This is a genomic window from Albimonas marina (assembly GCF_029223255.1).
Taxonomy (GTDB): Bacteria; Pseudomonadota; Alphaproteobacteria; order Rhodobacterales; family Rhodobacteraceae; genus Albimonas.
In genome coordinates, this window is the sequence record NZ_JARHUC010000006.1 from 205,247 (window position 1) to 230,801 (window position 25,555).

Genomic DNA, 25,555 nt, shown 5'->3' on the forward strand with positions numbered 1-25,555 from the left:
CCATTGGGATGCGAGAGGACGTAGGCTCATGAAAGCCGCCGATCTGCGCGAGAAGACGCCCGACCAGCTGCGCGACGAGCTCGCGGCGCTGAAGAAGGAGCAGTTCAACCTGCGCTTCCGGGCCGCCACCGGCCAGAACGAGAACACCGCGCGGATGAAGACCGTGCGCCGTGATGTGGCGCGCGTTCTCACCGTGCTGAACCAGAAGGCCGCCGCCGCGGTCTCGCAGGAGGCCTGACATGCCCCGTCGCATTCTCCAGGGCACCGTCGTCTCGAACAAGAACGACAAGACCATCACCGTGCTGGTGGAGCGCCGCTTCACCCACCCGCTGATGAAGAAGACCGTGCGCATGACCAAGCGGTACCATGCGCATGACGAGACCAACGCGTGCCAGGTGGGCGAGACCGTCCGCATCGCCGAGTGCCCGCCGCGTTCGAAATCGAAATCTTGGGAAGTCCTGACCGGCGAAGCCGGAGTCTCTCGGGACTGACGACCCAATTGTCGAAACCGCAGGGCCTCGGAACACCGAGTGAGGTCCCTGCAGGTCGGGAGAAACTGCCATGATCCAGATGCAGACCAACCTGACGGTGGCCGATAATTCGGGCGCCCGTCGGGTCCAGTGCATCAAGGTGCTCGGCGGCGCGAAGCGCAAGTACGCTTCGGTCGGCGACATCATCGTGGTCTCCGTGAAGGAGGCCATTCCGCGCGGCCGCGTGAAGAAGGGCGATGTCCGCAAGGCCGTCGTCGTGCGCACCGCCAAGGAAGTTCGTCGTGCCGACGGCACCGCGATCCGCTTCGACGACAACGCCGCCGTCCTGCTGAACAACCAGGGCGAGCCGATCGGCACCCGCATCTTCGGCCCGGTCGTGCGCGAGCTGCGCTCGAAGAACTTCATGAAGATCATCTCGCTGGCGCCGGAGGTGCTGTGATGGCCGCGAAGCTCAAGAAGGGCGACAAGGTCGTCGTGCTCGCCGGTCGTGACAAGGGCAACGAGGGCGAGATCCTCAAGGTCATGCCGACCGAGAACAAGGCGCTGGTCTCCGGCGTCAACATGGTCGTGCGCCACCAGCGCCAGACCGCGCAGTCGCAGGGCGGCCGCATCTCGAAAGAGGCCGCGATCGACCTGTCGAACCTGGCGCTGATCGACCCCAAGACCGGCGGCGCCACCCGCGTCGGGTTCAAGATGGTCGACGGCAAGAAGGTCCGCTTCGCCAAGAAGTCGGGGGAGGTGATCGATGCTTGACGCCGCCGCTTACACGCCGCGCCTTCGCGCCCACTACCGCGAGGTGGTGCGTCCCGCGCTGAAGGAAGAGTTCGGCTACAAGAACGACATGCAGATCCCCCGCCTGGACAAGATCGTCCTGAACATGGGCGTGGGCGAGGCCGTGTCGGACTCGAAGAAGATCAAGGCCGCCCATGACGACCTGATGGCGATCGCCGGCCAGAAGCCCGTGATCACCAAGGCGCGCAACTCCATCGCCGGCTTCAAGGTCCGCGAGGGGATGCCGCTGGGCGTCAAGGTGACCCTCCGCCAGGATCGCATGTACGACTTCCTGGACCGCCTGATCACCGTTGCGCTGCCCCGCGTCCGCGACTTCCGCGGCGTGAAGGGCTCGGGCTTCGACGGCCGCGGCAACTTCGCCATGGGCCTGAAGGAGCACATCGTGTTCCCCGAGATCGCCTACGACAAGATCGATCAGATGTGGGGCATGGATATCGTGATCGCCACGACCGCGCCGACCAACGCGGAAGCGAAGAGCATGTTGAAGCTGTTCAACATGCCCTTCATGAGCTGAGCGCGGGAAAGGATTTCGACATGGCCAAGACGAGCATGATCGAGCGCCAGAAAAAGCGCGAGAAGCTGGTGGAGCAGTACGCCGCCAAGCGCGCCGCGCTCAAGGAGCAGATGAAGGACGAGAATCTTTCGCTCTCCGATCGCGTGAAGCTCTCGATGAAGCTGGCGAAGCTGCCGCGGAACTCTTCCGCCACTCGCCTGCACAACCGCTGCGAAGTGTCCGGGCGTCCCCGGGCCTACTACCGCAAACTGAAGATGTCGCGCATCGCGCTGCGGGATTACGCCTCCGTGGGCCAGATCCCCGGCATGGTGAAGTCGAGCTGGTGAGGAGCGCACTATGAACGTGAACGATCCCATCGGCGACATGCTGACCCGCATCCGCAACGCGCAGATGCGTTTCAAGTCGACCGTCCGCACGCCCGCCTCGAAGCTTCGGGGTCGCGTCCTCGAGGTTCTGGTGGCCGAGGGTTACATCCGCGGCTACGAGACCGTGACCGTGGACAACCACGCCGAGTTCGAGATCTCGCTGAAGTACTTCGACGGCATGCCGGCCATCAAGGAGATCAAGCGGGTCTCCAAGCCGGGCCGCCGCGTGTACTCGCCGGTCGAGACGCTCCCCTCGGTCCGTCAGGGCCTGGGCGTGGCGATCGTCTCGACCTCCAAGGGCGTCATGTCCGATGCGCAGGCCCGCGCCGACAAGGTCGGCGGCGAAGTCCTGTGCACGGTGTTCTGAGGAGGCTGGAATGTCCCGCATCGGAAAGAAGCCGATCGAGCTTCCCAAGGGCGTGACCGCGTCGGTCTCCGGGCAGACGGTCGAGGTCAAGGGCCCCAAGGGCGCGCGCAGCTTCACGGCGACGGACGACGTCGACGTGAAGGTCGAGAACGACGCCATCTCGGTCACCCCCCGCGGCCTGTCCAAACGGGCTCGCCAGCAGTGGGGCATGTCCCGCACCCAGGTCGCGAACCTGGTGACGGGCGTGACCGAGGGCTTCAAGAAAGAGCTCGAGATCCAGGGCGTCGGTTACCGCGCCCAGGTCCAGGGCAAGGTCCTGAAGCTGGCGCTCGGCTATTCGCATGACGTGGAGTACGCGATCCCCGAGGGGATCGACATCGTCTGCGCCAAGCCCACGGAGATCGCGATCACCGGCATCGACCAGCAGCAGGTCGGCCAGGTGGCGGCGAACATCCGCGATTGGCGGCGGCCGGAGCCCTACAAGGGCAAGGGCATCCGCTACAAGGGCGAGTACATCTTCCGCAAGGAAGGCAAGAAGAAGTAAGGAGGCGTCGAAATGGCTTCGACCAAGCGCGAACTGTTTCAGCGGCGGCGCCTTCGCGTGCGCAACCGTCTGAAGAAAGTGGCGAACGGCCGGCCCCGGCTGTGCGTTCACCGCTCGAACAAGAACATCTCGGTCCAGGTGATCGACGACGTGCAGGGCAAGACCCTGTGCGCCGCCTCGAGCCTCGAGTCCGCTCTGGGCGTGATCGGGAAGAACAACAAGGACGCCGCCGCCAAGATCGGCGCCGCGATCGCCGAGCGCGCCAAGGCCGCCGGCATCGAGGAGGTCGTGTTCGACCGCGGCGGCTACCTCTTTCACGGGAAGGTCAAGGCGCTCGCCGACGCCGCCCGTGAAGGCGGCCTGAAGTTCTGAGGAGGCGATAATGGCCAGGGAAGACAACCGGCGTGATCGTCGCCGCGACCGCGACGAGGATCCTGAGTTCCAGGATCGTCTCGTCGCCATCAACCGCGTCTCGAAGACCGTGAAGGGCGGCAAGCGCTTCGGCTTTGCGGCGCTCGTGGTCGTCGGCGACCAGAAGGGCCGCGTGGGCTTCGGCAAGGGCAAGGCCCGCGAAGTCCCCGAGGCGATCCGCAAGGCGACGGAGCAGGCCAAGCGCGGTCTGATCCGCGTGCCGCTGCGCGAGGGCCGCACCCTGCATCATGACGTCAATGGTCGTCATGGCGCCGGCAAGGTGGTGATGCGCACGGCCGAGGCCGGCACCGGGATCATCGCGGGCGGCCCGATGCGCGCCGTCTTCGAGATGCTGGGCGTTCAGGACGTGGTGGCGAAGTCCATCGGGTCCCAGAACCCCTACAACATGATCCGCGCCACCATCGACGGGCTGAAGAACGAGGCGTCTCCGCGCCAGGTCGCGTCCCGTCGCGGCAAGAAGGTCGCCGACATCCTGCCCAAGCGTGAGAACGCGCCGGCGGATGCCGAGGCCGCCGAGGCCTGAGGAGCGAGATCATGGGCAAGACCATCGTGGTGAAGCAGATCGGTTCGCCGATCCGCCGTCCGAAGGTTCAGCGCGAGACCCTCAAGGGTCTCGGTCTGAACAAGATGCACAAGACCCGCGAGCTGGAGGACACCCCCTCCGTGCGCGGCATGGTGAACTCGATCCCGCACCTCGCGGTGATCGTCGAGGAGAAGGGCGAGTAATCGCCCGCTCCGCCCGGACGCGTCCCGCGCGTCCGGGCCTCATTTCCCCCAGGTCGATGGTCCGCCGCGGATGACGCCGCAGGACGGATCCGACACAAGGAACAAGCGTCATGAAGCTCAACGAACTCCGCGACAATCCCGGCGCCACGAAGCCGCGCAAGCGCGTCGGCCGGGGCCCCGGCTCGGGCATCGGCAAGACCGGCGGCCGCGGCATCAAGGGTCAGAAATCCCGCTCCGGCGTGGCCATCAACGGCTACGAGGGCGGCCAGATGCCGATCTACCGGCGTCTGCCCAAGCGCGGCTTCACCAAGCCGTTCCGCGACGAATTCGTGGTGATCAACCTCGACGGCCTGGCCAAGTTCATCGAGGCCGGCAAGATCGACGCCTCGGCGAAGATCGACGAGGACGTGCTGGTCGCCTCGGGCCTGGTGCGCCGCAAGCGCGACGGCGTCCGCCTGCTGGGCCGCGGCGAAGTCACGCAGGCCCTCACGATCGAGGTCACCGGCGCGTCGAAATCCGCCGTGGCGGCCATCGAGAAGGCCGGCGGCACGGTCACCGTCCTCGCCCCGGCCAAGGCCGCGGCCGAGAGCGACGCCGAATGACATTGCGGGCCTCCAGCCCCTCCTTTAACTAAACCGCGACGCCGCCGCGGGGCCTCGTCCCCCGGCGGCGTATGCATGACAGCCTGCGGGAGAGAAGCATGGCGTCCGCCGCCGAGCAGATGGCCCAGAACCTGAGCTGGAGCGCCTTTGGCAAAGCCAAGGAGCTCAAGAGCCGGATCCTCTTCGCGTTGGGCCTGCTGGTGATCTACCGGCTCGGGACCTACATCCCGATGCCGGGCATCGACCCGGTTCAGCTCGCGCGATTCATCGAACAGACGCAGTCCGGCATCCTGGGCATCTTCAACATGTTCGCCGGCGGCGCCGTGAGCCGCATGGCGATCTTCGCCCTGGGGATCATGCCCTACATCTCCGCGTCGATCATCATGCAGCTGATGAGCTCCATGATCCCGTCGCTGGAGGCCCTCAAGAAGGAGGGCGAGGCCGGACGTCGCAAGATCAACCAGTACACGCGCTACGGGACGGTGATCCTGGCCGCGGTGCAGGCCTACGGCATCGCCGTGGGGCTGGAGGGGCAGGGCCTCGCGCTCGATCCCGGCTGGTATTTCCGCGCATCCACCGTGATCACCCTGGTGGGCGGCACGATGTTCCTGATGTGGCTGGGCGAGCAGATCACCGCCCGCGGCATCGGCAACGGCATCTCGCTGATCATCTACGTGGGCATCGTCGCCACCATGCCGAGCGCGCTGGCGCAGCTGTTCGAGCTGGGCCGCACCGGGCAGCTGGCGGCGGGGATCATCATCGCGGTGATCGTCGGCGCCGTCGCGGTGATCGCGGCCGTGGTCTACATCGAGCGCGCGCAGCGCCGGATCCTGGTGCAGTATCCCAAGCGCCAGGTCGGCCAGAAGATGTACGGGGGCGAGAACTCGTTCCTGCCGCTGAAGGTCAACACCGCGGGCGTGATCCCGCCGATCTTCGCCTCGTCGCTGCTGCTGCTGCCCGCCACCGTGGCCGGCTTCTCGGCCGACGGCGGCGCGGGCGGGGTGATGAGCTACGTCTCGGCCTACCTGGGACGCGGCCAGCCGCTGTACCTGGTGACCTTCGTGGCGCTGATCGTCTTCTTCGCCTTCTTCTACACCTCGGTCGTCTTCAATCCCGACGACGTGGCCGACAACCTGAAGAAGAACGGCGGCTATGTTCCGGGCATTCGTCCGGGCGCCAAGACGTCCCAGTACCTCGACTATGTGCTGACTCGACTCACCCTGGTCGGCGCGATCTACCTGTCCATCATCTGCGTCATGCCCGAGATCCTGATCTCGAACGTGGGCATACCGTTCTACTTCGGCGGCACCTCGTTGCTGATCGTGGTCTCGGTGACGATGGACACCGTCACGCAGGTGCAGAGCCATCTGCTGGCGCACCAGTACGAAGGACTGATCGAACGGTCCCGTCTTGGACGGCGAGGGAAGAGGAAGAAATGAACATCATTCTGCTCGGGCCGCCGGGCGCCGGGAAAGGCACCCAAGCGAAGCGCCTGGTCGACGAGCTGGGCATGGTCCAGCTCTCCACCGGCGACATGCTGCGGGCGGCCCAGGCCTCCGGCTCCGAGATGGGCAAGGTGGTGGCCGACGTGATGGCCCGCGGCGACCTCGTGACGGACGAGATCGTCATCGGCCTGATCAAGGAGCAGCTCGAGTCGGGCGCGGCCTCCAAGGGCGCGATCTTCGACGGCTTCCCCCGCACGCTGGCCCAGGCCGACGCGCTGGGCGAGCTGCTCGCCTCCGAGGGCCTGGCCCTCGACCGGGTGATCGAGCTGCAGGTGGACGACGAGACGCTGGTCAAGCGCGTGGTGAACCGCGCGAAGGAGGCCGAGGCCGCCGGCGAGAAGGTTCGGGCCGACGACAACGCGGACGCCATGCGCACGCGGCTGCTGAACTACTACAAGGACACCTCGCCGCTGATCGGCTACTACCATGCGCAGGGCAAGCTCGCGCGCATCGACGGCATGGCCTCCCAGGAGGAGGTCGCGGCCCAACTGAAGGCCGCGATGAACGGCTGACGGGCTCTTGGCGGCGCGGAGACGGAAAAAGGACGCGACTCCCGGCCCGGCTGGGTTGACGCGGGACCTTCCCTTCATATACTCCGCGCCTCCGAACAAGGGGAGTCGTCGGACGGCGCTTCGGACAGGATCCGGAGAATCGCCGGGCCGGCGCTCGTTCGCAGGCCGGGCCTGGCGCGACGCGCCGGGGCTCGGTCCGACCCGCGGACAGGATTTCAGCCCGACGGCGCCGCCGGGGGCGACGACAGGACAGTGGAACCTTCGGCCCCCCGGGCGGCGGACCGGATCGAGATACGGAGCAGGACCTTGGCGCGCATCGCTGGCGTGAACATCCCCACGAACAAGAGGACGCACATCGCCCTCACCTACATCCACGGCATCGGGCATCACTCCGCGAAGGAGATCTGCTCGGCCGTCGGCATCGCAGACGAGCGTCGCGTCAATGAGCTTTCCGACGCCGAAGTTCTGGCGATCCGCGAGTTCATCGACGGCAACCTGACGGTCGAGGGCGACCTCCGCCGCGAGGTGGCCGTGAACATCAAGCGGCTGATGGACCTGGGCTGCTACCGCGGCCTGCGTCACCGTCGCCAGCTGCCCGTCCGCGGCCAGCGCACCCATACGAACGCCCGCACCCGCAAGGGCAAGGCGAAGCCGATCGCCGGCAAGAAGAAGTAAGGAGTAGGCGGAATGGCTCGCGACAAGCAGCGCGTGAAGCGCAAAGAGCGGAAGAACATCACGTCGGGCGTCGCTCACGTGAACTCTTCGTTCAACAACACCAAGATCCTGATCGCCGACGCGCAGGGCAACGCCATCGCGTGGTCCTCCTCCGGCGCCATGGGCTTCAAGGGTTCGCGCAAGTCGACCCCCTACGCGGCCCAGGTCGCCGCGGAGGACGCCGGCAAGAAGGCCGCCGAGCACGGCATGCGCACCCTCGAGGTCGAGGTTCAGGGCCCGGGTTCGGGGCGCGAGAGCGCGCTGCGCGCCCTGCAGGCCGTCGGCTTCACGATCACCTCGATCCGTGACGTGACCCCGATCGCCCACAACGGCTGCCGTCCGCCGAAGCGCCGGCGCGTCTGACGCGCCGCCTTTCGATGGCCCCCGGCCCGCGCCCGCCGCGCGGGCCTTCGGCCGTTTACGTGGACGGAAATCAATTCCTCGGGACGCCAGGACGGTCTGCGGATCCCGCCCCGGCACGGATGGAGGACCATCGCATGATCCACAAGAACTGGCAGGAGCTGATCCGGCCGACCGCCCTGGACATCCGTCCGGGCGCCGACGCCCAGCGCCAGGCCACCGTGATCGCCGAGCCGCTCGAGCGGGGCTTCGGCCTGACGCTCGGCAACGCCCTGCGTCGCGTCCTTCTGTCGTCGCTCCAGGGCGCCGCGATCACCTCGATCCAGATCGACGGCGTGCTGCACGAGTTCTCGTCCGTCGCCGGCGTCCGTGAGGACGTGACCGACATCGTCCTGAACATCAAGGGCGTCGCGGTCAAGATGGACGTCGAGGGACCCAAGCGCCTGACGCTGCGCGGCGAGGGCCCCGGCCTGGTCGTCGCCGGCGACATCCAGGAGACGGCGGGGATCGAGATCCTGAACCCGGATCACGTGATCTGCCACCTCGACGAGGGCGCCTCGTTCCACGTCGAGCTCGTGGTGGACACCGGCAAGGGCTACGTCCCCGCGGACCGCAACAAGTCCGAGGACAGCCCCATCGGCCTGATCCCGGTCGACGCGCTGTTCAGCCCGGTCAAGAAGGTCAGCTACAAGGTCGAGCCCACCCGCGAGGGCCAGGTGCTGGACTACGACAAGCTGACCCTCCAGATCGAGACCGACGGCTCTCTGACCCCGGACGACGCCGTGGCCTACGCCGCGCGCATCCTCCAGGACCAGCTGTCGATCTTCGTGAACTTCGACGAGCCCGAGGCCGCCGGCCGGTCGGACGACGAAGAGCTGCCGGGCGGCATCAACCCGATCCTCCTCAAGAAGGTGGACGAGCTGGAGCTGTCGGTGCGTTCGGCGAACTGCCTGAAGAACGACAACATCGTCTACATCGGCGATCTCGTTCAGAAGACCGAGGCCGAGATGCTGCGCACGCCGAACTTCGGCCGCAAGTCGCTGAACGAGATCAAGGAGGTCCTCACCCAGATGGGCCTCCACCTCGGGATGGACGTGCCGGACTGGCCACCGGACAACATCGAGGACCTGGCCCGCAAGTACGAGGACCAGTTCTGAGATCCGGCCCCCGGGCCTCTCGAACCACATCCGCGACCGGCGCCCAGGCGCCGGTCGTTTTCGTTTCCGGCGCGCTTGCCTCGCGTCGGGGGGCGCCTAGGCTTGCCCGCGCCGGCCGCCGCTCGGGCCGCCGCGCGCAGGAGCCGCCCATGCCCGTCGCCGTCCGGCCCGCCCGCCCGTCCGACATCCCCGCGATGACGGGGCTGCTCGCGCGCGACGCCGACCGTCGCCACGCCTGCGATCCAGCCCTCTGGGCGCTGGCCGAGGACGTGGCCGCGCGCATCGTCCAGGCGCTCGCCGCCGCGCTCTCCGATGCGCCGCAACCCGTCCGCCAGACCTGGCTGCTGGCCGAGGCGCAGGGGCGGCCCGTTGGGCTCACCCATGTCCTGCACGTCCCGGTGCCGCCGATCTACCTGGGCGCCGAGGGCCCGCCGGGCCTGGTGATGCCGGAGATCGCGCTGGCCGAGGACGCGCCGGCCGGGACCCGCGCGGCGCTGGCCGACGCGGCCGAGGCGGCCCTGCGCGCCGACGGCGCGCGGATCCTGCTGGCCTCCCAGGTCGGCGATCCGCCCTGCGAGCCGGCCTGGGCGGAGGCCTTCGCCGCCCGCGGCCATGCGCCCCTCACCCTGTATCTTGCGAAGACGGGCCTCGCCCCGGCGGTCCCCGACGGCCCGCGCCCGGCCGAGCCGGCCGACATCGCCGGCCTCGTCGCCTGCAGCGCCGAGCATCAGGCGACGCTCGAGGCCCTGGACCCGTTCTGGCGCCGCCACCCCGACGCCGACGCCCGGTTCGAGGCCTGGATGCGCCGCAGCCTGACGCTGGAGGACCGCGACATGCGCGTCGCCGGCCCGCCGGAGGCGCTGGAGGGCTACCTGGTCGCGCAGCCTGCCTCGCGCCTGCATGTCCCGCCGGCCCATGACATTTCGCGCATCGGGGTGATCGACGACTTCCACCACCGCGACTTCGCCGATCCCGGGACCCTCGCCGACGAGGGGCAGGGCGCCCTCGCGCTCCTGCAGGCCGGCGAGGCCGCCTTCGCCGCGCGCGGCGTCGACACGGCCTTCGCGGTCTGCCCGGCCGCGTGGCGCTCGAAGGCGGATCTGTTCGCGGCGGCGGGCTACCGCACGGCGATGGTCTGGACGATCCGACGCGAGCCGTCCTGAGCCGCCGGGGCGCCGCAGGGTTGCGTCCGCCCGCCCGATCCTGTATCGCGCGCGGGCTCGGGCCGCTTCGGCCCCAAGGAGGGAGACGCCATGGACGTCTCCCGGACAAAGCATAACGCGAAAGGATCTACCCCATGCGCCACGGTCACGGTTACCGCAAGCTCAACCGCACCCATGAGCATCGCAAGGCGATGTTCGCCAACATGGCCTCGTCGCTGATCGAGCACGAGCAGATCAAGACGACCCTGCCCAAGGCCAAGGAGCTGAAGCGGATCATCGACAAGCTGATCACGCTCGGCAAGCGCGGCGACCTCCACGCCCGCCGTCTGGCCCATGCCGAGATCAAGCAGGACGCCGCCGTCAAGAAGCTCTTCGACGTGCTCGGCCCCCGCTACAAGGAGCGCCAGGGCGGCTACTGCCGCGTGCTCAAGGCCGGCTTCCGCTATGGCGACATGGCCCCGATGGCCTTCATCGAGCTGGTCGAGCGCGACGTGACCGCCAAGGGCAAGGGCGACAAGGAGCGTGTCGCCGCCGAAGAGGCCGCCGCCGAGTGATTTTCGCGCGGGCCCGGTCCTGACGGACCGCCGCCCGCCGCGACGCCCGCCCGTCGGGCCAGGAAGCCGCTCCCTCGGGGGCGGCTTTCTCGTTCCCGCCAGGCGCCCCGGCGCGACGCCGGCGGCCCTCGCGAAGCGCCTGTTCTCCGGAGCCGTCTCTCGCTGATGCCGATCAGAGCGACTCGGCCCCCGGGGTCAGGGATCGCGAAGCGACCCCGCGCAAGCGGGGCTTGTCCTTGACCCCGGGGGCCGAGTCGCTCAGGCATCTTCAGCGAGAGACGGATCCGGAGAACAGGCGCGGGCCTCTGTTCTTGGGTGAGTCAGGAGCGTCCTGCCCCTCGTTCCCATTCCCGCGACCCTGCTTCTCTTTCCCGCGCGGCGCGCCTAGGTTCGCACCCGCGCGGCGTCCGCTCCGGCGCCGTCCCCCGACCCATCCTTCGCCAGGAGGCGTCCAGATGCCGTTCGTCCGACCCGTCCTCGTCCCCGCGCTCGCCCTCGCGCTCGTGCTCGCGGCGCCGCCGGGACGGGCGCAGACGACGGGGTCGGAGGCGAAGGTTCCCGAGACGACGGCCGAGATCCAGCTCTCCTTCGCGCCGGTGGTGAAGGCCGCCGCGCCCTCGGTGGTGAACATCTACGCCAAGCGCGTGGTGGAGCGGCCCGGCGGGCTCGCCGGGCCCTTCGCGCAGGATCCGTTCTTCCGCCGCTTCTTCCAGGGCATGGGCCGGCCCACCCAGCAGGTGCAGAACTCGCTGGGCTCGGGCGTGATCGTGCGCGAGGACGGGCTGGTGGTCACCAACCTGCACGTCGTCGGCCAGGCGACCGAGATCCGCGCCGTGCTGACCGACGGGCGCGAGTTCGAGGCCGAGATCCTGCTCGCCGACAAGGACAGCGACCTGGTGGTGCTGAAGCTTCAGGAGGCCGAGGGCCTGCCCGCCCTGCCGCTGCGCGACACCGCCGAGGTCGAGGTCGGGGACCTGGTGCTCGCCATCGGCAACCCGTTCGGGGTGGGGCAGACGGTGACCTCGGGGATCGTCTCGGCGCTCGCCCGCACGCGCGAGGCGCCGACGGGCGGCTCGGGCTACTACCTGCAGACGGACGCGGCGATCAACCCGGGCAACTCCGGCGGCGCGCTGGTGGACATGCGCGGGCGGCTGCTGGGGATCAACACCGCGATCCTGTCGCGCTCGGGCGGCTCGATCGGGATCGGCTTCGCGGTGCCCTCGGACCTGGTGGCGCAGGTGGTGGCGCAGGCCGAGGCCGGCCGCTCCACCCTGACGCGGCCCTGGGCCGGGCTCTCGGGCCAGCCGGTCGACGGGGCGCTGGCCGAGGCGCTGGGGCTCGACCGGGTGCAGGGGCTCGCGGTCTCGGAGCTTCATCCGCTGTCGCCCTTCGCCCGGGCCGGGCTCGCGCGCGGGGACGTGCTGCTCAGCGTCGACGGCCGCCCGGTGAGCGCGGAGACCGAGCTCGAGTTCCGCCTCGCGACCCTGGGCGTGGGGCGGGAGGCGGAGATCGCCTGGATCTCGAACGGGGAGGAGCGCCGCGCCACCCTGCGCCTGACCGCCGCCCCCGACGAGCCCGCGCGCGACGAGCGCGAGCTGCCGGGCCCCTCGCCGCTGGGCGGGCTGACGATCTCCAACCTCAACCCGGCCGTGGCGATGGAGACGGGGCTGCCCGACGACGCGCTGGGCGTGGTGGTGCTGGACGTGGCGGAGGAGTCCGCGCGGGCGGGCTTCCGCAAGGGGGACCGGATCCTCGAGATCAACGGCGCCGAGATCGCCGACACCGAGGCGCTCGACGCCATCGCCGCGAAACCGCCCCGGGTCCTGGAACTGACCGTCGAGCGCGCCGGGCGCCGCGGCAAGATGCGCTTCTCGCGCTGATCCGATGGCGGACCTGTTCGACAGGGGCGGCGACGAGACGCCGAAAAGCGGCGGGACCGAGCGCGCGCCTGCGCGCTCCGCCGCCCGCCCGCTCGCCGACCGTCTGCGCCCCGCCGCGCTCGACGAGGTGATCGGCCAGCCGCAGCTTCTGGACGAGGGCGCGCCGCTGGCCGCCATGGTCGCGGCCCGCGAGCTGCCGAGCCTGATCCTCTGGGGGCCGCCGGGCGTGGGCAAGACCACCATCGCCCGCCTGCTGGCCGAGGCGACGGACCTCGCCTTCGTGCAGATCTCGGCGATCTTCACCGGGGTCGCGGACCTGCGGAAGGTCTTCGACGCGGCGCGGGTGCGGGCCGGAAACGGGCAGGGCACGCTGCTCTTCGTCGACGAGATCCACCGCTTCAACAAGGCCCAGCAGGACGGGTTCCTCCCGCACATGGAGGACGGGACCATCACCCTGGTCGGGGCCACGACCGAGAACCCGTCCTTCGAGCTGAACCGCGCGTTGCTCTCGCGCGCGCAGGTGCTGGTGCTCAACCGGCTGGAGGACGACGCGCTGGAGGCGATGCTGGCCCGGGCCGAGGCGCTGGAGGGGCCGCTGCCGCTGACGCCGGATGCGCGCCGGGCGCTGGTGAACCTCGCCGACGGCGACGGGCGCGCGCTCCTGAACCTCGCCGAACAGGCCTACCGCATGGGGCCGGGGCCGGTCGACGCCGACGCGCTGGCGAAGCGCCTGACCCGGCGGGCGGCGCAGTACGACAAGACCGGCGACGGGCACTACAACCTGATCTCGGCGCTGCACAAGTCGGTGCGTGGCTCCGACCCCGACGCCTCGCTCTACTGGCTGGCGCGGATGATCGAGGGGGGCGAGGACCCGCGCTTCCTCGCCCGGCGGATCACCCGCATGGCGGTCGAGGACATCGGCCTCGCCGATCCGCAGGCGATGACGCTGTGCCTCGACGCCTGGGAGACCTACGAGCGGCTCGGCTCCCCCGAGGGGGAGCTGGCGCTGGCCCAGGCGGTGGTGCATCTCGCGCTCGCGCCCAAGTCGAACGCGGTCTATTCGGCCTGGAAGCAGGCGGTGTCGCTGGCCAAGAAGTCGGGGTCGAGCGCGCCGCCCGCCCATATCCTCAACGCGCCGACGAAGCTGATGAAGGAGCAGGGCTACGGCGCGGGCTACGCCTACGACCACGACGCGCAGGACGGATTTTCGGGCCAGAACTATTTCCCCGAAGGCATGGAACGCCCGACCTTCTACCGCCCCGTCGAGCGCGGCTTCGAGCGGGAGCTGGGCAAGCGGGTGGAGTATTTCGCCCGCCTGCGCGCGAAGCGCCGCGGCGAGGACTGAGCGCGCGGCCGGACGGGACTCGCCGCCGCTGCGCGCCGGCCTCGCCCGCCCCGGCCGCCCGCCTTCAGGCGCCGGACGGAGGGGCGGCGACTGGCGGGCGGGGCGGCCGCGAGGCTCCCGCAAACGCGCGAAGCCGACGCCGCGGGTCCTCCGCCGCATCGCGGCGCCTTGACCGCGCGGGCCGCCCGGCGCAGAAGCGGGGCCATGACGATCCTCTACGTTGCGCTCGGCGGGGCCTGCGGCGCCTCGCTTCGGTGGCTGTTCGGCCGCTGGACGCTGCGCGTGCTGGGCGCCGACTTTCCCTGGGGCACCTTCGGGGTGAACGTGATCGGCTCCTTCGTGATGGGGATCGCCGCGGTCCTGCTGATGGAGCGGATGGAGGGCGGATGGGCGCGGTTCGCGCCCTTCGTGATGACCGGGCTGCTGGGCGGGTTCACCACCTTCTCGGCCTTCTCGCTGGACGCGCTCTACCTGGTCGAGCGCGGGCGGATGGCGGCGGCGGCGGTCTACGTGGCGGGCTCGGTGGCGCTGTCGGTGGCCGCCCTGTTCGCGGGGCTGGCGCTGGCGCGGGCGGCCTGGGGCCAGGGCTGAGGACGCCCGGCGAGACGACGTGGCGGGCGCGGCCCGCAGGCTGAAGGAGGATCGGGCGATGCCCGGCGTGCAGACCGTGACCGTGGCCCCGGACGAGGCCGACAGCCGGATCGACCGCTGGCTGCGCCGCCGCTTTCCGCAGCTGACCCAGGGCCGCATCGAGAAGATGCTGCGCAAGGGCGAGCTGCGCGTGGACGGGGCGCGGGCCAAGGCCTCGACCCGGCTCGAGGCGGGGCAGAGCGTGCGCGTGCCCCCGATCCCCGACGAGATCCTCGAGAACGAGAAGCCCGCGCCGCGCCCCGAGATCTCGGCGGCCGACGCGCGGATGATCCAGGACTGCGTGATCTATCGCGACGACCACCTGATCGCGCTGAACAAGCCTGCCGGCCTGCCGGTGCAGGGCGGCACGGGGCAGGGGAACCGGCACGTGGTGGGCCTTTCCTCGGCGCTGCGCTTCGGGCGGGACGACGATCCTCACCTCGTGCACCGGCTGGACCGCGACACCTCGGGCGTGATGGTCCTGGCGCGCTCGGCCAACGCGGCCAAGGCGCTGGCGGGCGCCTTCCGGGCGCGGGCGACGCGCAAGATCTACTGGGCGGTCTGCGCCGGCGTGCCGGAGCCGCGCGCCGGCACCATCAAGTGGGGGTTGGTCAAGGCCGGCGGCCACGGCAAGGGCGGCGAGGGCGAGAAGATGCGCATCGTCCACCCCGACGAGATCGAGGCGACCGAGGGCGCCAAGCGCGCCGTGACCGACTACATGACCATCGACGCCGCCGCCAAGCGCGCCGCCTGGGTCGCCCTGAGCCCGATCACCGGGCGCACCCACCAGCTGCGCGCCCACATGGCCGCGCTCGGCAACCCGATCGCGGGCGACGGCAAGTACGGCGGCTCGGGCCAGACCAACGAGGGCGAGGGCTGGGGCGCGCAGCTGGGCGGCGTGATCAGCCGCAAGCTGCACCTGCACGCCCGCTCGCTGACCATCGCCCACCCGGCCTCGGGCAAGCCCCTGCGCCTGGTGGCGCCGCTGCCCGAGCACATGGCCCGCACCTGGGAGGTGTTCGGCTGGCGGCCGGAGGATGCGTCGGACGATCCGTTCCTCGACGAGGAGTGATCGGGGGCGCGGGGGCGCCCTGCTGGCGGGCTTGGGCCTGCGCCTTCGGGCGCGACCGGTTCTGAGAGTGCGGGAGCTTCCGGCGGGCTCCTGACTCACCAAAGAACAGGGCCGCGCCTGTCCTCCGGATCCGTCTCTCGCTGACGATGCCTGAGCGACTCGTCGGGAGGGGTCAAGGACAAGCCCCGCGCAAGCGCGGGGTCGCTTCGCGATCCTGGACCCCTCCCGCCGAGTCGCTCTTCACGGCATCAGCGAGAGACGGCTCCGGAGAACAGGCGCTTTGCGTCCGGGTTCGGGCGTCGCGCCGGGGCGCCTGGACGGGGCGGGGGCGCGCCGGCTGGACAGAGGGGGCGGGGGGGGCTACGCCTCCCCGGTCCGTCACGACCCTCCGGAGCCCGCCCTTGGCCACCTCGCTGCGTCCCGACCGGCTCAAGCTCGCCGTCTTCGACATGGACGGGACCATCATCGACAGCCAGCGCATGATCGTGGCGGCCATGGTCGACGGCTTCGCCGACGCCGGCCTGCCGCCGCCCACGCGGGAGGAGACGCTCTCGATCGTGGGCCTTTCGCTGCCCGTCGCGGTGGCGCGCCTCGCGCCCGGGCTGACGGCGGCGGAAGTCGAGCACGTGGTCGAGCGCTACAAGCAGGCCTTCATCCGCCTGCGCAAGGAGACGGGGGGCGAGGCGGCCTCGCCGCTCTATCCCGGCGCGAAGGCGGCGCTGCACAGGCTGGCGGCGCGCGACGAGGTGCTGATGGGCGTCGCCACCGGCAAGGCCATGCGCGGGCTGACCCATGCGCTGGCGGCCCATGAGCTCGCGCCCCTGTTCCAGACCCTGCAGACCGCCGACGGACACCCCTCCAAGCCCCATCCCGCCATGCTGCTCGACGCGCTGGCCGAGACCGGGGCCGAGGCGGAGGACGCGGTGATGATCGGCGACACCGAGTTCGACGTCGAGATGGCCCGCGCCGCCGGCATGACCGCCATCGCCGTCACCTGGGGCTACCATCCCGAGGCGCGCCTGCGCGACGCGGGCGCCCACCATGTCATCCACGGCTGGGACGAGCTCGACGCCGCCCTGGCGCTGGTCTGGGGAGAGGTCTGATGGCCGCGCCCAAGCGTTTCTGGAAGCAGGCCGCCGCGGCCGAGACCCCCGAGGGCTGGGGCGTGACGCTCGACGGCCGCCCCCTGCGCACGCCCGGGCGGACCGCGCTGCTGGCCCCGACGCGCGCGCTGGCCGAGGCGCTGGCCGCCGAATGGGACGCGCAGGTGGAGGTGGTCGACCCCTCGACCATGCCGCTGACCCGCAGCCTCAACACCGCCATCGACCGCGTCGCCGACAAGCACGCCGAGGTGGTGGACGCGGTGGCGGCCTACGGGGGCTCGGACCTGCTGTGCTATCGCGCGCCGCACCCGCAGGGGCTGGCCCGCCGCCAGGCCGAGGCCTGGGATCCGCTGCTCGACTGGGCCGCCCGCGCCCATGGCGCGCGGCTCCTCTGCGCCGAGGGCGTGATGCACGTGGCCCAGCCGGAGGAGGCGCTGGCCCGCCTGCGCGCCGCCGTCGGCGCCCACGACCCGCTGGCGCTGGTCGCGCTGCATGAGCTGACCGTGCTGTCCGGCAGCCTGGTCATCGCGCTCGCCGTCTCGGCGGGCGAGATCGGGGCCGAGGACGGCTGGGCCCGCTCGCGCGTGGACGAGACCTGGCAGGCCGAGCAGTGGGGCGAGGACGCGGAGGCCGCGGCGCTCGCCGCCGCCAAGCGCGCCGACTTCCTCGCCGCGCGCCGCCTGCTCGACCTGATCGCCGACCGAACCGACGCCTGACGGGACCCCTGCCGATGACCGACGCCGCCGCCGAAGCGCTTGCCGCCGCCTCCCCCCGCTGGCCCGAGACGCTGGACGAGATCCCCAGCCTCGCCGAGGCGGCTAAATACACCGGCATCGAGATGCTGGAGGCGCTGCGCACGGGCCGGCTGCCCGCGGCCCCGATGTCGCGCACGGCGGGCTTCCTGATCCACGAGGTCGCGCCGGGGCGGGTGGTGTTCCGGGGGGAGCCGAGCTTCGACGTCTACAACCCGTTGGGGTCGGTGCATGGCGGCTGGTACGGGGTGCTGCTCGACAGCGCCATGGGCAGCTCGATCCACACCCATCTGCCGGCGGGAAAGGCCTATACGACGCTGGAGTACAAGGTGAACATCCTGCGCGGGGCGCGGGCCGACAGCGGCCCGATGCTGGCGATCGGGGAGTCGATCCACGTCGGCCGCTCGACCGGGACGGCGCAGGGACGGCTGGTGGGAGAGAAGGACGGCAAGCTCTACGCCACCGCCACCACCACCTGTCTGATCATGGACTTCGCCTGAGAGGGCGCGAAACGGGCGGGAAGCCCGGAGGGAGGACGCGATGAAACTGCTGCGCTGGGGCCCCAGGGGGGCCGAGAAGCCGGGGATGCTGGACGCCGAGGGCGCCGTGCGAGATCTTTCGGGCGTGATTGACGACCTGACGCCCGCGACGGTGACGCTCGAAAGCCTCGAGCGGCTGCGCGCGGTCGACCCGGCCTCGTTGCCCGTCGTGACGCCCGAGCGCATCGGCGCGATCCTCTCGCGGGTCGAGACCTTCCACGCGATCGGGCTGAACTACGGCCTGCACGCGGACGAGACCGGCTCCCCCCATCCCAAGGAGCCGATCGTCTTCGCCAAGGCGGCCTCGTGCCTCGCGGGGCCGGACGACACGCTGGTGATCCCCAAGGACAGCGTGAAGACCGACTGGGAGGTCGAGCTGGGCGTGGTGATCGGCAAGGTGACCGAGCATGTCTCCGAGGCCGAGGCGCTGTCCTGCGTGGCGGGTTATTGCGTGGCCAACGACGTCTCCGAGCGGGAGTGGCAGCAGGAGCGGGGCGGCACCTGGTGCAAGGGCAAGGGCGCGCCGGGCTTCGGCCCGCTGGGGCCCTGGCTGGTGACCGCCGACGAGGTGCCGGACCCGCAGGCGCTGGGCATCTGGCTGAAGCTCAACGGCGAGACGGTGCAGAACTCCTCCACCTCGGACATGATCTTCTCGGTCGCCGAGATCGTGAGCTATCTCAGCCGCTTCGTGCGCCTGGTGCCGGGCGACGTGATCGTCACGGGCACGCCCTCGGGCGTGGGGCTGGGGATGAAGCCGCAGCGCTTCCTCAAGCCCGGCGACACGCTGGAGCTGGGGGTCGAGGGCCTGGGCGTGCAGCATCAGTCGGCGGTGGCCTGGCCGGGCTGAGGTCGGCGGCGACGGGGCAGCGGAGGACGCGGCGATGGCGACCTGGGAGCGGCTGGCGATCTACTACGCCCCGCCGGCGGACTCGGCCCTGTGGGCCTTCGGCTCCGCCTGGCTGGGCTGGGACGCGGAGGCGGGCGCGGTCCCGCCCCGCCCCGCGGTCGAGGGGCTGTCGGACGAGCCGCAGGCCCTGACCGTCTCGCCCCGCCGCTACGGCTTCCACGGCACGCTGAAGCCGCCGTTTTTCCTGGCCGAGGGAACCACGGCCGAGGAGCTGGAGGCGGAGGCGGAGGCGCTGGCCGCCTCCCTCGCGCCCTTCGACGCGCCGCCGCCGGCGCTGCGGGCCGAGAGCCGCTTCGCCTACCTCGGCCTCTCCGAGCGCTGCCCGCGGATGGAGACGCTGGCTTCGGCCTGCGTCGAGCGGCTGGACCGCTTCCGCGCGCCCCCGTCCGAGGCCGAGCTGGCCCGCCGCCGGCGGATGACGCTGAGCCCCGCGCAGGAGTCGCACCTGGCGCGCTGGGGCTATCCCTACGTCTTCGACCAGTTCCGCTTCCACCTGACGCTGACCTCGGCGCTGGCGCCCGAGACGCTGGCCGCGACCGCGGCGGCGCTGGCCCCCCATGTCGCGCCGTTCTGCGAGGCGCCGCTGCCGGTGCGCGAGATCGCGCTGTTCGGCGATCCGGGCGGCGGGGCGCCGTTCCGGCTGCTGCGCCGGCTGCCGCTGGGGGGCTGAGCGGGCGGAGGGGACGGACCTGCGGCGCGCTGAACCGTTACTTTGCGAAACGGTCGGATGCGCTAGATTGAGGAGGGTTCGACCATCGGCGCGCCTGCCGCGCCCCCTTCGCCGGGATCGCCCTATGAACCACGTCGCCGCAAAACAGGTCGCCGTCCGCGCCGTCGTCCTCGGGCGCGTGCAGCGGGTCGGCTATCGCGACTGGACCTGCTGCACCGCCGACCGGCTCGGCGTGTGGGGCTGGGTGCGCAATCTTCCCGACGGCGCGGTCGAGCTTCTGGCCGTGGGGCCCGAGGCCCAGGTGCAGGCGCTGCTGGCGGCCTGCGCCGAGGGTCCGCCCCATGCGGCGGTCGAAAAGGTCGAAAGCCGCCCCTGGCAGGCCGAGCCGCGGATGCCCGACGGCGCCCCCCTGGGCGGGTTCCTGCGCGCCCGCTGATCCTCAACCCAAGGTTTCGCAACGGCGCCTCCGCGCTGGCGCGAATCGCTTGTTTCATTGAGACTTGCTCAACGCCTGCGAATGAGGCGCCCTGTGGTTGGGGCGCCTGAAGGGCCGGCGTTTTTCGCAGCAGGACGGTCGTATTTCGGCGCCGCGGCACGGGGGGTTGACCTTCTGTGAAGCCCTTGTTCATTCTCTGTGATGGGCTCGGGGGGAGCCCAGGCCGAGAGGCCGAAATACAAAAGATGTCGTCCGCGGTCGGAGGGGCCGTGGAGACCCATGCCGGCGTCGGCCCGTCCCCGGGCGAGACGCTGGACCCACAGGAAGAGGTATTCGGACATATGAAACGCAACCTTCTGATCGGCGCGCTGGCCGCCGCCGCCGGCCTTTCCGCCGGCGCCGCCTCCGCCGCGACGCTCGACGACGTGAAGGCCAAGGGCTTCGTCCAGTGCGGCGTGGCGACGGGCGTTCCGGGCTTCGCCTACACCGAGGCCTCGGGCGAATGGACCGGCTTCGACGTCGCCGTCTGCCGCGCGGTGGCCGCGGCCGTCTTCGGCGACGCGCAGGCCGTCAAGTTCACGCCGACGACCGGCAAGACGCGCTTCACCGCCCTCGCCTCCGGCGAGATCGACATGCTGGCGCGCAACACCACCTGGACCTTCAGCCGCGACGTCGACCTGAAGTTCACCTTCGTGGGCGTCAACTACTACGACGGCCAGGGCTTCATGGTGCCCAAGGCGCTGGGCGTGACCTCGGCCAAGGAGCTCGACGGCGCCACGGTCTGCATCCAGACCGGCACCACCACCGAGCTGAACCTGGCGGACTACTTCCGCATCAACGGCATGTCCTACGAGCCGGTGCCGATCGAGACCAACGCCGAGGCCCAGCAGAAGTACCTGGCCAACGCCTGCGACGTGTACACCACCGACGCCTCCGGCCTCGCCGCCACCCGTTCGACCTTCGAGGCGCCCAAGGATCACGTGATCCTGCCCGAGATCATCTCGAAGGAGCCGCTGGGCCCGCTGGTCCGTCACGGCGACTCCGAGTGGGGCGACATCGTGCGCTGGACCTTCAACGCGATGGTCATCGCCGAGGAGCTGGGCGTCACCTCCGAGAACGTCGAGGAGATGGCGAAGGGCACCGACAACCCCGAGATCAACCGTCTGCTCGGCGCCGAGGGCGAGTACGGCGCGATGATGGGCCTGTCCAAGGACTGGGCCGTCAACGTGATCAAGTCGGTGGGCAACTACGGCGAAGTGTTCAACGCCTTCATCGGCCCGGACACCGCCATCGGCCTCGAGCGCGGCCTGAACGCGCTGTGGACGCAGGGCGGGCTGATGTACGCCCCGCCGTTCCGCTGATCGGCTGACGACGACGGGGCGCGCCGGGAACGGCGCGCCCCTCTCGCTTTGCACAACATGACGCCCGCCACGGCACGACCGGATCAACCGGCGGCCAAGGGGAGGCCGGGCGCGACGACAGGCGAAGGGAAAGCCGAATGACGGCGATTACGGACCCGCCCCGCGGGGACTTCCGGCTCGGCATGCTTTGGACCGACACGCGATACAGGTCGCTGACCATCCAGGTCATCGCCCTGATCCTGGTCCTGCTGGGCGCGAGCTACCTGGTCTCGAACGTGCTCGCCAACCTCGCGGCGCTGGGAAAGACGTTCAGCTTCTCCTTCATGGACGAGCCGGCGTCCTATGACATCAACCAGCGCCTGATCGACTACACCTCCCGCTCCTCGCACGCGACCGCGGCGGTGGTAGGGATGCTCAACACCCTGCTGGTGGCGGTGATGGGCTGCCTGCTGGCCACCGTGATCGGCGTGGTGGCGGGCGTGCTGCGCCTGTCCAACAACTGGCTGATCGCCAAGCTGATGACGGTCTACATCGAGACCGTCCGCAACATCCCGGTCCTGATCCAGATCCTGCTGCTGGCGGCCGTCTTCGACGAGTTCCTGCCCTCGCCCCGCCAGGCGGGCGCGGATGCGCACATGCTGGGGATCGTGGCGACCAACCGCGGCTTCTACATCCCCGGGCCGGTCTTCGGCGCCGGCTCGATTTTCGTGGTCGCGGCCTTCATCATCGGCATCGTCTGCTCGATCTGGTACACGCGCCACGCCAAGCGGATCCAGCAGGACACCGGCCAGATCCTGCCGGTGCTGCGGGTGCGCCTCGCGCTGGTCATCGGCCTGCCGGTGCTGGTCTGGGCGATCCTGGCGCTGATCTCCGGCGCCCCGATCACGCTGCAGTATCCCGAGCTGAAGGGTTTCAACTTCGACGGCGGCATCTACATGCGCAACAGCCTCGTGGCGCTGTGGCTGGCCCTGTCGATCTACACCGGCGCCTTCATCGCCGAGAACGTGCGCGCCGGCATCCTCTCGGTCTCCAAGGGCCAGACCGAGGCGGCCTTCGCGCTGGGCCTGCGCGCCAACCGCACGATGAGCCTGGTGATCCTGCCGCAGGCGCTGCGGGTGATCATCCCGCCGCTGATCTCGCAGTACCTCAACCTGACCAAGAACAGCTCGCTCGCGATCGCGGTGGGCTACATGGACGCGACCGGCACCCTGGGCGGCATCACGCTGAACCAGACCGGCCGCGAGTTCGAGACGCTGCTGCTGCTGATGGCGTTCTACCTGTGCATCTCGCTGACGATCTCGATGATCATGAACCTCTACAACGAGCAGGTGAAGCTCGTGGAGCGGACCTCGGCGAGCGGCGCGGCCTTCACGCTGGCCAAGGCCTTCGACAAGATGACCGGCCCGTGGGAGACGCTGAAGAAGGGCGACGCGGCCCACCAGCCCAACTTCGGGGTGGCGAGCTGGCTGAACCTGGTGGTCCTGCTCTACGCCGGGATGCTGGCGGCGGAGCTGGCCTACCTGTTCCTCGCCCAGGCGCCCGAGACCCGGCTGCCCTATGTCGAGTGGTCGGGCGCGCGGCAGATCACCTTCCTGCTGCTGATCGTCTTCACCCTCGCGACCCTGCTGACGGCGGTGTTCAAGCACTTCCGGGTCATCGACCTGGCGGCGCTGACGCTGGTGGCCTGGATCGTGGCGCTGCTGGCGGGCAACCCGCTGGGGGGCCTGATGCCCAGCGTCTCCGACCCGGTGGTGATCGTGGGCTGCGCGGCCGCGCAGCTGGGCGCGATCGCCTACATGCTGTTCGGCGCGAGGCCGAACGTCACCTACCTGTGCCGCGTTCGGAGGGCTGAGTGATGTCGGACGTCCACGCGCAGACCGTCGCCTACGTCGCGCCGAGCCAGATCCCTCCCTCGCCGCCGCCCGCCAAGGACCGGGGCGCGATCAAGTGGCTGCGGGAGAACCTGTTCTCCTCGGTCTCCAACGGGATCCTGACGGTGATCGCCATCCTGGTGATCGCCTACGCCCTCCCCGCCCTGATCCAGTGGGCCTTCATCGACGCGGTGTGGAAGGCCGACAGCCTCTCCCAGTGCCGCGAGATCGCGGCGGCCAACGGGGTCGAGGGCTCCTTCGCCTGCTGGGCGGTGATCAACGAGCGCTTCAACCAGTTCCTGTTCGGCTTCTACCCCGAGGAGCTCTACTGGCGCCCGATCCTCACCTTCGTGCTGATGTTCGGGGCGATGGCGCCGGTGCTGTTCAGTTCGGTCCCGCGGCAGACGCTGATCCTGTCGGCGCTCTACCCGTTCGTCGCCTACTGGCTGCTGTGGGGCGGGCCGGTGCTGCCGATCCTGCTCGCCATCGCGGGGCCGGCGGTGGGCTACGCGGCCTTCCGGGGCGTGGAGAAGGCGATGTCCGGCGACGCGGGCGCGACCGGCATGGTCGTGGGCGTGCTGGTCGCCATCGTCTGGTGGGCCTTCGTTCCGGGCCTGCTCGATACGGGCCCCGGGCTCGAGCCGGTGGAGAGCGCCAAGATGGGCGGCTTCATGCTCGCGCTCATCATCGGCGTGACCGGCATCGCGGCCTCGCTGCCCTTCGGGATCCTGCTGGCGCTGGGGCGCAAGTCGGACCTGATCTTCATCAAGACGCTGTCGGTGATCTTCATCGAGTTCATCCGCGGCGTGCCGCTGATCACGCTGCTGTTCGTCGCCTCCTCGGTGCTGAACTACTTCTTCCCGCCGGGGACCGCGCTGGACCTGATCCTGCGCGTGGTGATCATGGCCACCCTGTTCGCGTCGGCCTACATGGCCGAGGTGATCCGCGGCGGCCTCGCGGCGCTGCCCTCGGGCCAGTACGAGGCGGCCGACAGCCTCGGCCTCGACTACTGGAAGTCGATGCGCCTGATCATCCTGCCGCAGGCGCTGAAGATCTCGATCCCCGGCATCGTCAACACGTTCATCGGGCTCTTCAAGGACACCACGCTGGTGTCGGTGATCGGCCTGCTGGACCCGGTGGGGATCATCGCGCCGATCCGGGCGGACTCGAACTGGAACGGCATCGTGTGGGAGTTCTACGTGTTCGTGGGCCTGTTCTTCTGGGTCTTCTGCTTCGGGATGTCCCGCTATTCCATGTACCTGGAGAAGAAACTCCAGACCGATCGTCGCTGACGGAAGAGGAGACGAGACCATGACCGATACGGCCTTCTCGACCGGGAGCCCCGTCGACGCCGGACAGATGAAAGTGTCCAACGAGGTCGCCATCCAGATCTCGAACATGAACAAGTGGTACGGCGAGTTCCACGTGCTGCGGAACATCGACCTGACCGTCTATCGCGGGGAGCGGATCGTGATCTGCGGCCCCTCGGGTTCGGGCAAGTCGACGCTGATCCGCTGCATCAACCGGCTGGAGGAGCATCAGCAGGGCACGATCACGGTGGACGGGACCGAGCTGACCTCGGACCTGAAGAACATCGACACGATCCGGAAAGAGGTCGGGATGTGCTTCCAGCACTTCAACCTCTTCCCGCACCTCACGATCCTGGAGAACTGCACCCTGGCCCCGATCTGGGTCCGCAAGATCCCCCGCCGCGAGGCGGAGGAGACGGCGATGCATTTCCTCGCCAAGGTGAAGATCCCCGACCAGGCCCACAAGTATCCGGGCCAGCTGTCGGGCGGTCAGCAGCAGCGCGTGGCGATCGCCCGCTCGCTATGCATGAAGCCCCGCATCATGCTCTTCGACGAGCCGACCTCGGCCCTCGATCCCGAGATGATCAAGGAGGTGCTCGACACCATGATCGAGCTCGCGCAGGAGGGCATGACCATGATCTGCGTGACGCACGAGATGGGCTTCGCCCGCCAGGTCGCCAACCGCGTGATCTTCATGGACCAGGGCCAGATCGTCGAGCAGAACGAGCCGGAGGAGTTCTTCAAGAACCCCCGCTCGGACCGCACCAAGCTGTTCCTGAGCCAGATCCTGGGTCACTGAGCGACGCGCCTCGCAGGCGCCGGAAGGGCGGGCCCCCGGGCCCGCCCTTTTCGTTTGAGCAGGGTGACTCGTCCCCCCGGCC

Annotated in this window: 32 protein-coding genes and 1 pseudogene; all 33 read left to right on the plus strand. The window is 70.0% G+C overall.

Annotation, left to right across the window (positions count from 1 at the left end; all coding sequences use genetic code 11):
* The first annotated feature begins 28 nt into the window (after positions 1-28).
* The 33 genes and pseudogenes from rpmC to P2H44_RS17570 all read left to right on the plus strand — a co-directional run bounded on the left by rpmC (position 29) and on the right by P2H44_RS17570 (position 25,473).
* The gene (gene rpmC / locus P2H44_RS17410; RefSeq protein WP_092864361.1) at positions 29-238 is read left to right on the plus strand and encodes a 50S ribosomal protein L29; all 210 of its coding nucleotides are present in this window, start codon (positions 29-31) and stop codon (positions 236-238) included.
* Position 239: 1 nt separating this feature from the next.
* A complete protein-coding gene (gene rpsQ, locus P2H44_RS17415) occupies positions 240-491 on the plus strand; it encodes a 30S ribosomal protein S17 (protein ID WP_275765362.1) in 252 nt (83 codons plus the stop codon).
* Between the two features lie 70 nt (positions 492-561).
* Positions 562-930: a 50S ribosomal protein L14 gene (rplN, locus tag P2H44_RS17420; RefSeq protein WP_092864367.1), complete on the plus strand. Its 369-nt coding sequence runs from the start codon at positions 562-564 to the stop codon at positions 928-930.
* A complete protein-coding gene (gene rplX, locus P2H44_RS17425) occupies positions 930-1,244 on the plus strand; it encodes a 50S ribosomal protein L24 (RefSeq protein ID WP_275765364.1) in 315 nt (104 codons plus the stop codon). The genes rplN and rplX overlap by 1 nt, the downstream gene beginning before the upstream one ends.
* Positions 1,237-1,797: a 50S ribosomal protein L5 gene (gene rplE, locus P2H44_RS17430; protein WP_275765366.1), complete on the plus strand. Its 561-nt coding sequence runs from the start codon at positions 1,237-1,239 to the stop codon at positions 1,795-1,797. Before rplX ends, rplE begins: the two co-directional genes overlap by 8 nt.
* A 20-nt stretch (positions 1,798-1,817) precedes the next feature.
* Positions 1,818-2,123 carry a 30S ribosomal protein S14 gene (gene rpsN, locus P2H44_RS17435; RefSeq protein ID WP_275765369.1) on the plus strand — a complete coding sequence of 102 codons (306 nt, stop codon included), beginning with the start codon at positions 1,818-1,820 and terminating at the stop codon, positions 2,121-2,123.
* 10 nt (positions 2,124-2,133) lie between these two features.
* Positions 2,134-2,529 carry a 30S ribosomal protein S8 gene (rpsH, locus tag P2H44_RS17440; protein ID WP_275765371.1) on the plus strand — a complete coding sequence of 132 codons (396 nt, stop codon included), beginning with the start codon at positions 2,134-2,136 and terminating at the stop codon, positions 2,527-2,529.
* A 10-nt stretch (positions 2,530-2,539) separates the two neighbouring features.
* A complete protein-coding gene (gene rplF, locus P2H44_RS17445) occupies positions 2,540-3,073 on the plus strand; it encodes a 50S ribosomal protein L6 (RefSeq protein ID WP_275765373.1) in 534 nt (177 codons plus the stop codon).
* A 12-nt stretch (positions 3,074-3,085) separates the two neighbouring features.
* The gene (gene rplR / locus P2H44_RS17450; RefSeq protein WP_275765375.1) at positions 3,086-3,445 is read left to right on the plus strand and encodes a 50S ribosomal protein L18; all 360 of its coding nucleotides are present in this window, start codon (positions 3,086-3,088) and stop codon (positions 3,443-3,445) included.
* Positions 3,446-3,455: 10 nt separating this feature from the next.
* Positions 3,456-4,028: a 30S ribosomal protein S5 gene (gene rpsE / locus P2H44_RS17455; RefSeq protein WP_275765377.1), complete on the plus strand. Its 573-nt coding sequence runs from the start codon at positions 3,456-3,458 to the stop codon at positions 4,026-4,028.
* A gap of 11 nt (positions 4,029-4,039) precedes the next feature.
* Positions 4,040-4,231 carry a 50S ribosomal protein L30 gene (rpmD, locus tag P2H44_RS17460; protein ID WP_275765378.1) on the plus strand — a complete coding sequence of 64 codons (192 nt, stop codon included), beginning with the start codon at positions 4,040-4,042 and terminating at the stop codon, positions 4,229-4,231.
* 110 nt (positions 4,232-4,341) lie between these two features.
* Positions 4,342-4,833, plus strand: a complete 492-nt coding sequence (gene rplO, locus P2H44_RS17465) for a 50S ribosomal protein L15 (RefSeq protein ID WP_275765379.1) — start codon at positions 4,342-4,344, stop codon at positions 4,831-4,833.
* A 98-nt stretch (positions 4,834-4,931) separates the two neighbouring features.
* A complete protein-coding gene (gene secY, locus P2H44_RS17470) occupies positions 4,932-6,272 on the plus strand; it encodes a preprotein translocase subunit SecY (protein WP_275765381.1) in 1,341 nt (446 codons plus the stop codon).
* Entirely contained in the window at positions 6,269-6,850 is a 582-nt protein-coding gene (locus P2H44_RS17475; RefSeq protein WP_275765382.1) for an adenylate kinase, read from the plus strand. Before secY ends, P2H44_RS17475 begins: the two co-directional genes overlap by 4 nt.
* A gap of 306 nt (positions 6,851-7,156) precedes the next feature.
* Positions 7,157-7,525: a 30S ribosomal protein S13 gene (rpsM, locus tag P2H44_RS17480; RefSeq protein ID WP_275765384.1), complete on the plus strand. Its 369-nt coding sequence runs from the start codon at positions 7,157-7,159 to the stop codon at positions 7,523-7,525.
* Positions 7,526-7,537: 12 nt separating this feature from the next.
* The gene (gene rpsK / locus P2H44_RS17485) at positions 7,538-7,927 is read left to right on the plus strand and encodes a 30S ribosomal protein S11 (RefSeq protein ID WP_092864403.1); all 390 of its coding nucleotides are present in this window, start codon (positions 7,538-7,540) and stop codon (positions 7,925-7,927) included.
* A 134-nt stretch (positions 7,928-8,061) separates the two neighbouring features.
* Positions 8,062-9,081, plus strand: coding sequence for a DNA-directed RNA polymerase subunit alpha (locus P2H44_RS17490; protein WP_275765386.1), 1,020 nt, complete (start codon positions 8,062-8,064; stop codon positions 9,079-9,081).
* Between the two features lie 149 nt (positions 9,082-9,230).
* A complete protein-coding gene (locus tag P2H44_RS17495; protein WP_275765387.1) occupies positions 9,231-10,244 on the plus strand; it encodes a GNAT family N-acetyltransferase in 1,014 nt (337 codons plus the stop codon).
* 134 nt (positions 10,245-10,378) lie between these two features.
* Complete coding sequence (rplQ, locus tag P2H44_RS17500; protein ID WP_275765389.1) at positions 10,379-10,798, plus strand: 50S ribosomal protein L17; 420 nt, start codon at positions 10,379-10,381, stop codon at positions 10,796-10,798.
* A gap of 455 nt (positions 10,799-11,253) precedes the next feature.
* Positions 11,254-12,678 (plus strand): trypsin-like peptidase domain-containing protein, encoded by a 1,425-nt coding sequence (locus P2H44_RS17505; protein WP_275765392.1) that lies wholly within the window; start codon positions 11,254-11,256, stop codon positions 12,676-12,678.
* 4 nt (positions 12,679-12,682) lie between these two features.
* Positions 12,683-14,023 carry a replication-associated recombination protein A gene (locus P2H44_RS17510; RefSeq protein ID WP_275765394.1) on the plus strand — a complete coding sequence of 447 codons (1,341 nt, stop codon included), beginning with the start codon at positions 12,683-12,685 and terminating at the stop codon, positions 14,021-14,023.
* 204 nt (positions 14,024-14,227) lie between these two features.
* Positions 14,228-14,614 carry a fluoride efflux transporter CrcB gene (crcB, locus tag P2H44_RS17515; RefSeq protein ID WP_275765396.1) on the plus strand — a complete coding sequence of 129 codons (387 nt, stop codon included), beginning with the start codon at positions 14,228-14,230 and terminating at the stop codon, positions 14,612-14,614.
* A 58-nt stretch (positions 14,615-14,672) separates the two neighbouring features.
* Positions 14,673-15,725 (plus strand): RluA family pseudouridine synthase, encoded by a 1,053-nt coding sequence (locus tag P2H44_RS17520; protein WP_275765397.1) that lies wholly within the window; start codon positions 14,673-14,675, stop codon positions 15,723-15,725.
* A gap of 401 nt (positions 15,726-16,126) precedes the next feature.
* Complete coding sequence (locus P2H44_RS17525; RefSeq protein ID WP_275765399.1) at positions 16,127-16,828, plus strand: HAD-IA family hydrolase; 702 nt, start codon at positions 16,127-16,129, stop codon at positions 16,826-16,828.
* Positions 16,828-17,544 carry an ATP12 family chaperone protein gene (locus P2H44_RS17530; protein WP_275765400.1) on the plus strand — a complete coding sequence of 239 codons (717 nt, stop codon included), beginning with the start codon at positions 16,828-16,830 and terminating at the stop codon, positions 17,542-17,544. The genes P2H44_RS17525 and P2H44_RS17530 overlap by 1 nt, the downstream gene beginning before the upstream one ends.
* Before the next feature lie 14 nt (positions 17,545-17,558).
* Positions 17,559-18,080 carry a PaaI family thioesterase gene (locus P2H44_RS17535; protein WP_275765402.1) on the plus strand — a complete coding sequence of 174 codons (522 nt, stop codon included), beginning with the start codon at positions 17,559-17,561 and terminating at the stop codon, positions 18,078-18,080.
* Positions 18,081-18,120: 40 nt separating this feature from the next.
* Positions 18,121-18,966 carry a fumarylacetoacetate hydrolase family protein gene (locus tag P2H44_RS17540; RefSeq protein WP_275765403.1) on the plus strand — a complete coding sequence of 282 codons (846 nt, stop codon included), beginning with the start codon at positions 18,121-18,123 and terminating at the stop codon, positions 18,964-18,966.
* Between the two features lie 34 nt (positions 18,967-19,000).
* Positions 19,001-19,696 carry a DUF1045 domain-containing protein gene (locus P2H44_RS17545; RefSeq protein ID WP_275765405.1) on the plus strand — a complete coding sequence of 232 codons (696 nt, stop codon included), beginning with the start codon at positions 19,001-19,003 and terminating at the stop codon, positions 19,694-19,696.
* A 124-nt stretch (positions 19,697-19,820) separates the two neighbouring features.
* Positions 19,821-20,132, plus strand: coding sequence for an acylphosphatase (locus tag P2H44_RS17550; RefSeq protein WP_275765407.1), 312 nt, complete (start codon positions 19,821-19,823; stop codon positions 20,130-20,132).
* Positions 20,133-20,473: 341 nt separating this feature from the next.
* Positions 20,474-21,493, plus strand: a complete 1,020-nt coding sequence (locus P2H44_RS17555) for an amino acid ABC transporter substrate-binding protein (protein ID WP_275765409.1) — start codon at positions 20,474-20,476, stop codon at positions 21,491-21,493.
* Between the two features lie 137 nt (positions 21,494-21,630).
* A pseudogene (locus tag P2H44_RS17560) lies at positions 21,631-22,839 on the plus strand (amino acid ABC transporter permease); the annotation flags it as partial.
* Positions 22,840-23,348: 509 nt separating this feature from the next.
* Positions 23,349-24,656 (plus strand): amino acid ABC transporter permease, encoded by a 1,308-nt coding sequence (locus P2H44_RS17565; RefSeq protein ID WP_275765411.1) that lies wholly within the window; start codon positions 23,349-23,351, stop codon positions 24,654-24,656.
* Between the two features lie 19 nt (positions 24,657-24,675).
* Positions 24,676-25,473, plus strand: a complete 798-nt coding sequence (locus P2H44_RS17570) for an amino acid ABC transporter ATP-binding protein (protein ID WP_275765412.1) — start codon at positions 24,676-24,678, stop codon at positions 25,471-25,473.
* The last annotated feature ends 82 nt before the right edge of the window (positions 25,474-25,555 follow it).

What these genes read in the sequence shown, in the direction of transcription:
- P2H44_RS17530 (WP_275765400.1), top strand. Translation starts at nt 16,828, where the DNA reads ATGGCCGCGCCCAAGCGTTTCTGGAAGCAGGCCGCCGCGGCCGAGACC.
- P2H44_RS17545 (WP_275765405.1), top strand. Translation starts at nt 19,001, where the DNA reads ATGGCGACCTGGGAGCGGCTGGCGATCTACTACGCCCCGCCGGCGGAC.
- rpsQ (WP_275765362.1), top strand. Translation starts at nt 240, where the DNA reads ATGCCCCGTCGCATTCTCCAGGGCACCGTCGTCTCGAACAAGAACGAC.
- rplQ (WP_275765389.1), top strand. Translation starts at nt 10,379, where the DNA reads ATGCGCCACGGTCACGGTTACCGCAAGCTCAACCGCACCCATGAGCAT.
- P2H44_RS17520 (WP_275765397.1), top strand. Translation starts at nt 14,673, where the DNA reads ATGCCCGGCGTGCAGACCGTGACCGTGGCCCCGGACGAGGCCGACAGC.
- rpsE (WP_275765377.1), top strand. Translation starts at nt 3,456, where the DNA reads ATGGCCAGGGAAGACAACCGGCGTGATCGTCGCCGCGACCGCGACGAG.
- P2H44_RS17565 (WP_275765411.1), top strand. Translation starts at nt 23,349, where the DNA reads ATGTCGGACGTCCACGCGCAGACCGTCGCCTACGTCGCGCCGAGCCAG.
- rpmD (WP_275765378.1), top strand. Translation starts at nt 4,040, where the DNA reads ATGGGCAAGACCATCGTGGTGAAGCAGATCGGTTCGCCGATCCGCCGT.
- P2H44_RS17510 (WP_275765394.1), top strand. Translation starts at nt 12,683, where the DNA reads ATGGCGGACCTGTTCGACAGGGGCGGCGACGAGACGCCGAAAAGCGGC.
- rpsK (WP_092864403.1), top strand. Translation starts at nt 7,538, where the DNA reads ATGGCTCGCGACAAGCAGCGCGTGAAGCGCAAAGAGCGGAAGAACATC.
- P2H44_RS17495 (WP_275765387.1), top strand. Translation starts at nt 9,231, where the DNA reads ATGCCCGTCGCCGTCCGGCCCGCCCGCCCGTCCGACATCCCCGCGATG.
- rplF (WP_275765373.1), top strand. Translation starts at nt 2,540, where the DNA reads ATGTCCCGCATCGGAAAGAAGCCGATCGAGCTTCCCAAGGGCGTGACC.
- rplR (WP_275765375.1), top strand. Translation starts at nt 3,086, where the DNA reads ATGGCTTCGACCAAGCGCGAACTGTTTCAGCGGCGGCGCCTTCGCGTG.
- P2H44_RS17570 (WP_275765412.1), top strand. Translation starts at nt 24,676, where the DNA reads ATGACCGATACGGCCTTCTCGACCGGGAGCCCCGTCGACGCCGGACAG.
- rplX (WP_275765364.1), top strand. Translation starts at nt 930, where the DNA reads ATGGCCGCGAAGCTCAAGAAGGGCGACAAGGTCGTCGTGCTCGCCGGT.
- P2H44_RS17490 (WP_275765386.1), top strand. Translation starts at nt 8,062, where the DNA reads ATGATCCACAAGAACTGGCAGGAGCTGATCCGGCCGACCGCCCTGGAC.
- P2H44_RS17555 (WP_275765409.1), top strand. Translation starts at nt 20,474, where the DNA reads ATGAAACGCAACCTTCTGATCGGCGCGCTGGCCGCCGCCGCCGGCCTT.
- P2H44_RS17550 (WP_275765407.1), top strand. Translation starts at nt 19,821, where the DNA reads ATGAACCACGTCGCCGCAAAACAGGTCGCCGTCCGCGCCGTCGTCCTC.
- rpmC (WP_092864361.1), top strand. Translation starts at nt 29, where the DNA reads ATGAAAGCCGCCGATCTGCGCGAGAAGACGCCCGACCAGCTGCGCGAC.
- secY (WP_275765381.1), top strand. Translation starts at nt 4,932, where the DNA reads ATGGCGTCCGCCGCCGAGCAGATGGCCCAGAACCTGAGCTGGAGCGCC.
- rplN (WP_092864367.1), top strand. Translation starts at nt 562, where the DNA reads ATGATCCAGATGCAGACCAACCTGACGGTGGCCGATAATTCGGGCGCC.
- crcB (WP_275765396.1), top strand. Translation starts at nt 14,228, where the DNA reads ATGACGATCCTCTACGTTGCGCTCGGCGGGGCCTGCGGCGCCTCGCTT.
- rpsH (WP_275765371.1), top strand. Translation starts at nt 2,134, where the DNA reads ATGAACGTGAACGATCCCATCGGCGACATGCTGACCCGCATCCGCAAC.
- rplE (WP_275765366.1), top strand. Translation starts at nt 1,237, where the DNA reads ATGCTTGACGCCGCCGCTTACACGCCGCGCCTTCGCGCCCACTACCGC.
- rpsN (WP_275765369.1), top strand. Translation starts at nt 1,818, where the DNA reads ATGGCCAAGACGAGCATGATCGAGCGCCAGAAAAAGCGCGAGAAGCTG.
- rplO (WP_275765379.1), top strand. Translation starts at nt 4,342, where the DNA reads ATGAAGCTCAACGAACTCCGCGACAATCCCGGCGCCACGAAGCCGCGC.
- P2H44_RS17535 (WP_275765402.1), top strand. Translation starts at nt 17,559, where the DNA reads ATGACCGACGCCGCCGCCGAAGCGCTTGCCGCCGCCTCCCCCCGCTGG.
- P2H44_RS17505 (WP_275765392.1), top strand. Translation starts at nt 11,254, where the DNA reads ATGCCGTTCGTCCGACCCGTCCTCGTCCCCGCGCTCGCCCTCGCGCTC.
- P2H44_RS17475 (WP_275765382.1), top strand. Translation starts at nt 6,269, where the DNA reads ATGAACATCATTCTGCTCGGGCCGCCGGGCGCCGGGAAAGGCACCCAA.
- P2H44_RS17540 (WP_275765403.1), top strand. Translation starts at nt 18,121, where the DNA reads ATGAAACTGCTGCGCTGGGGCCCCAGGGGGGCCGAGAAGCCGGGGATG.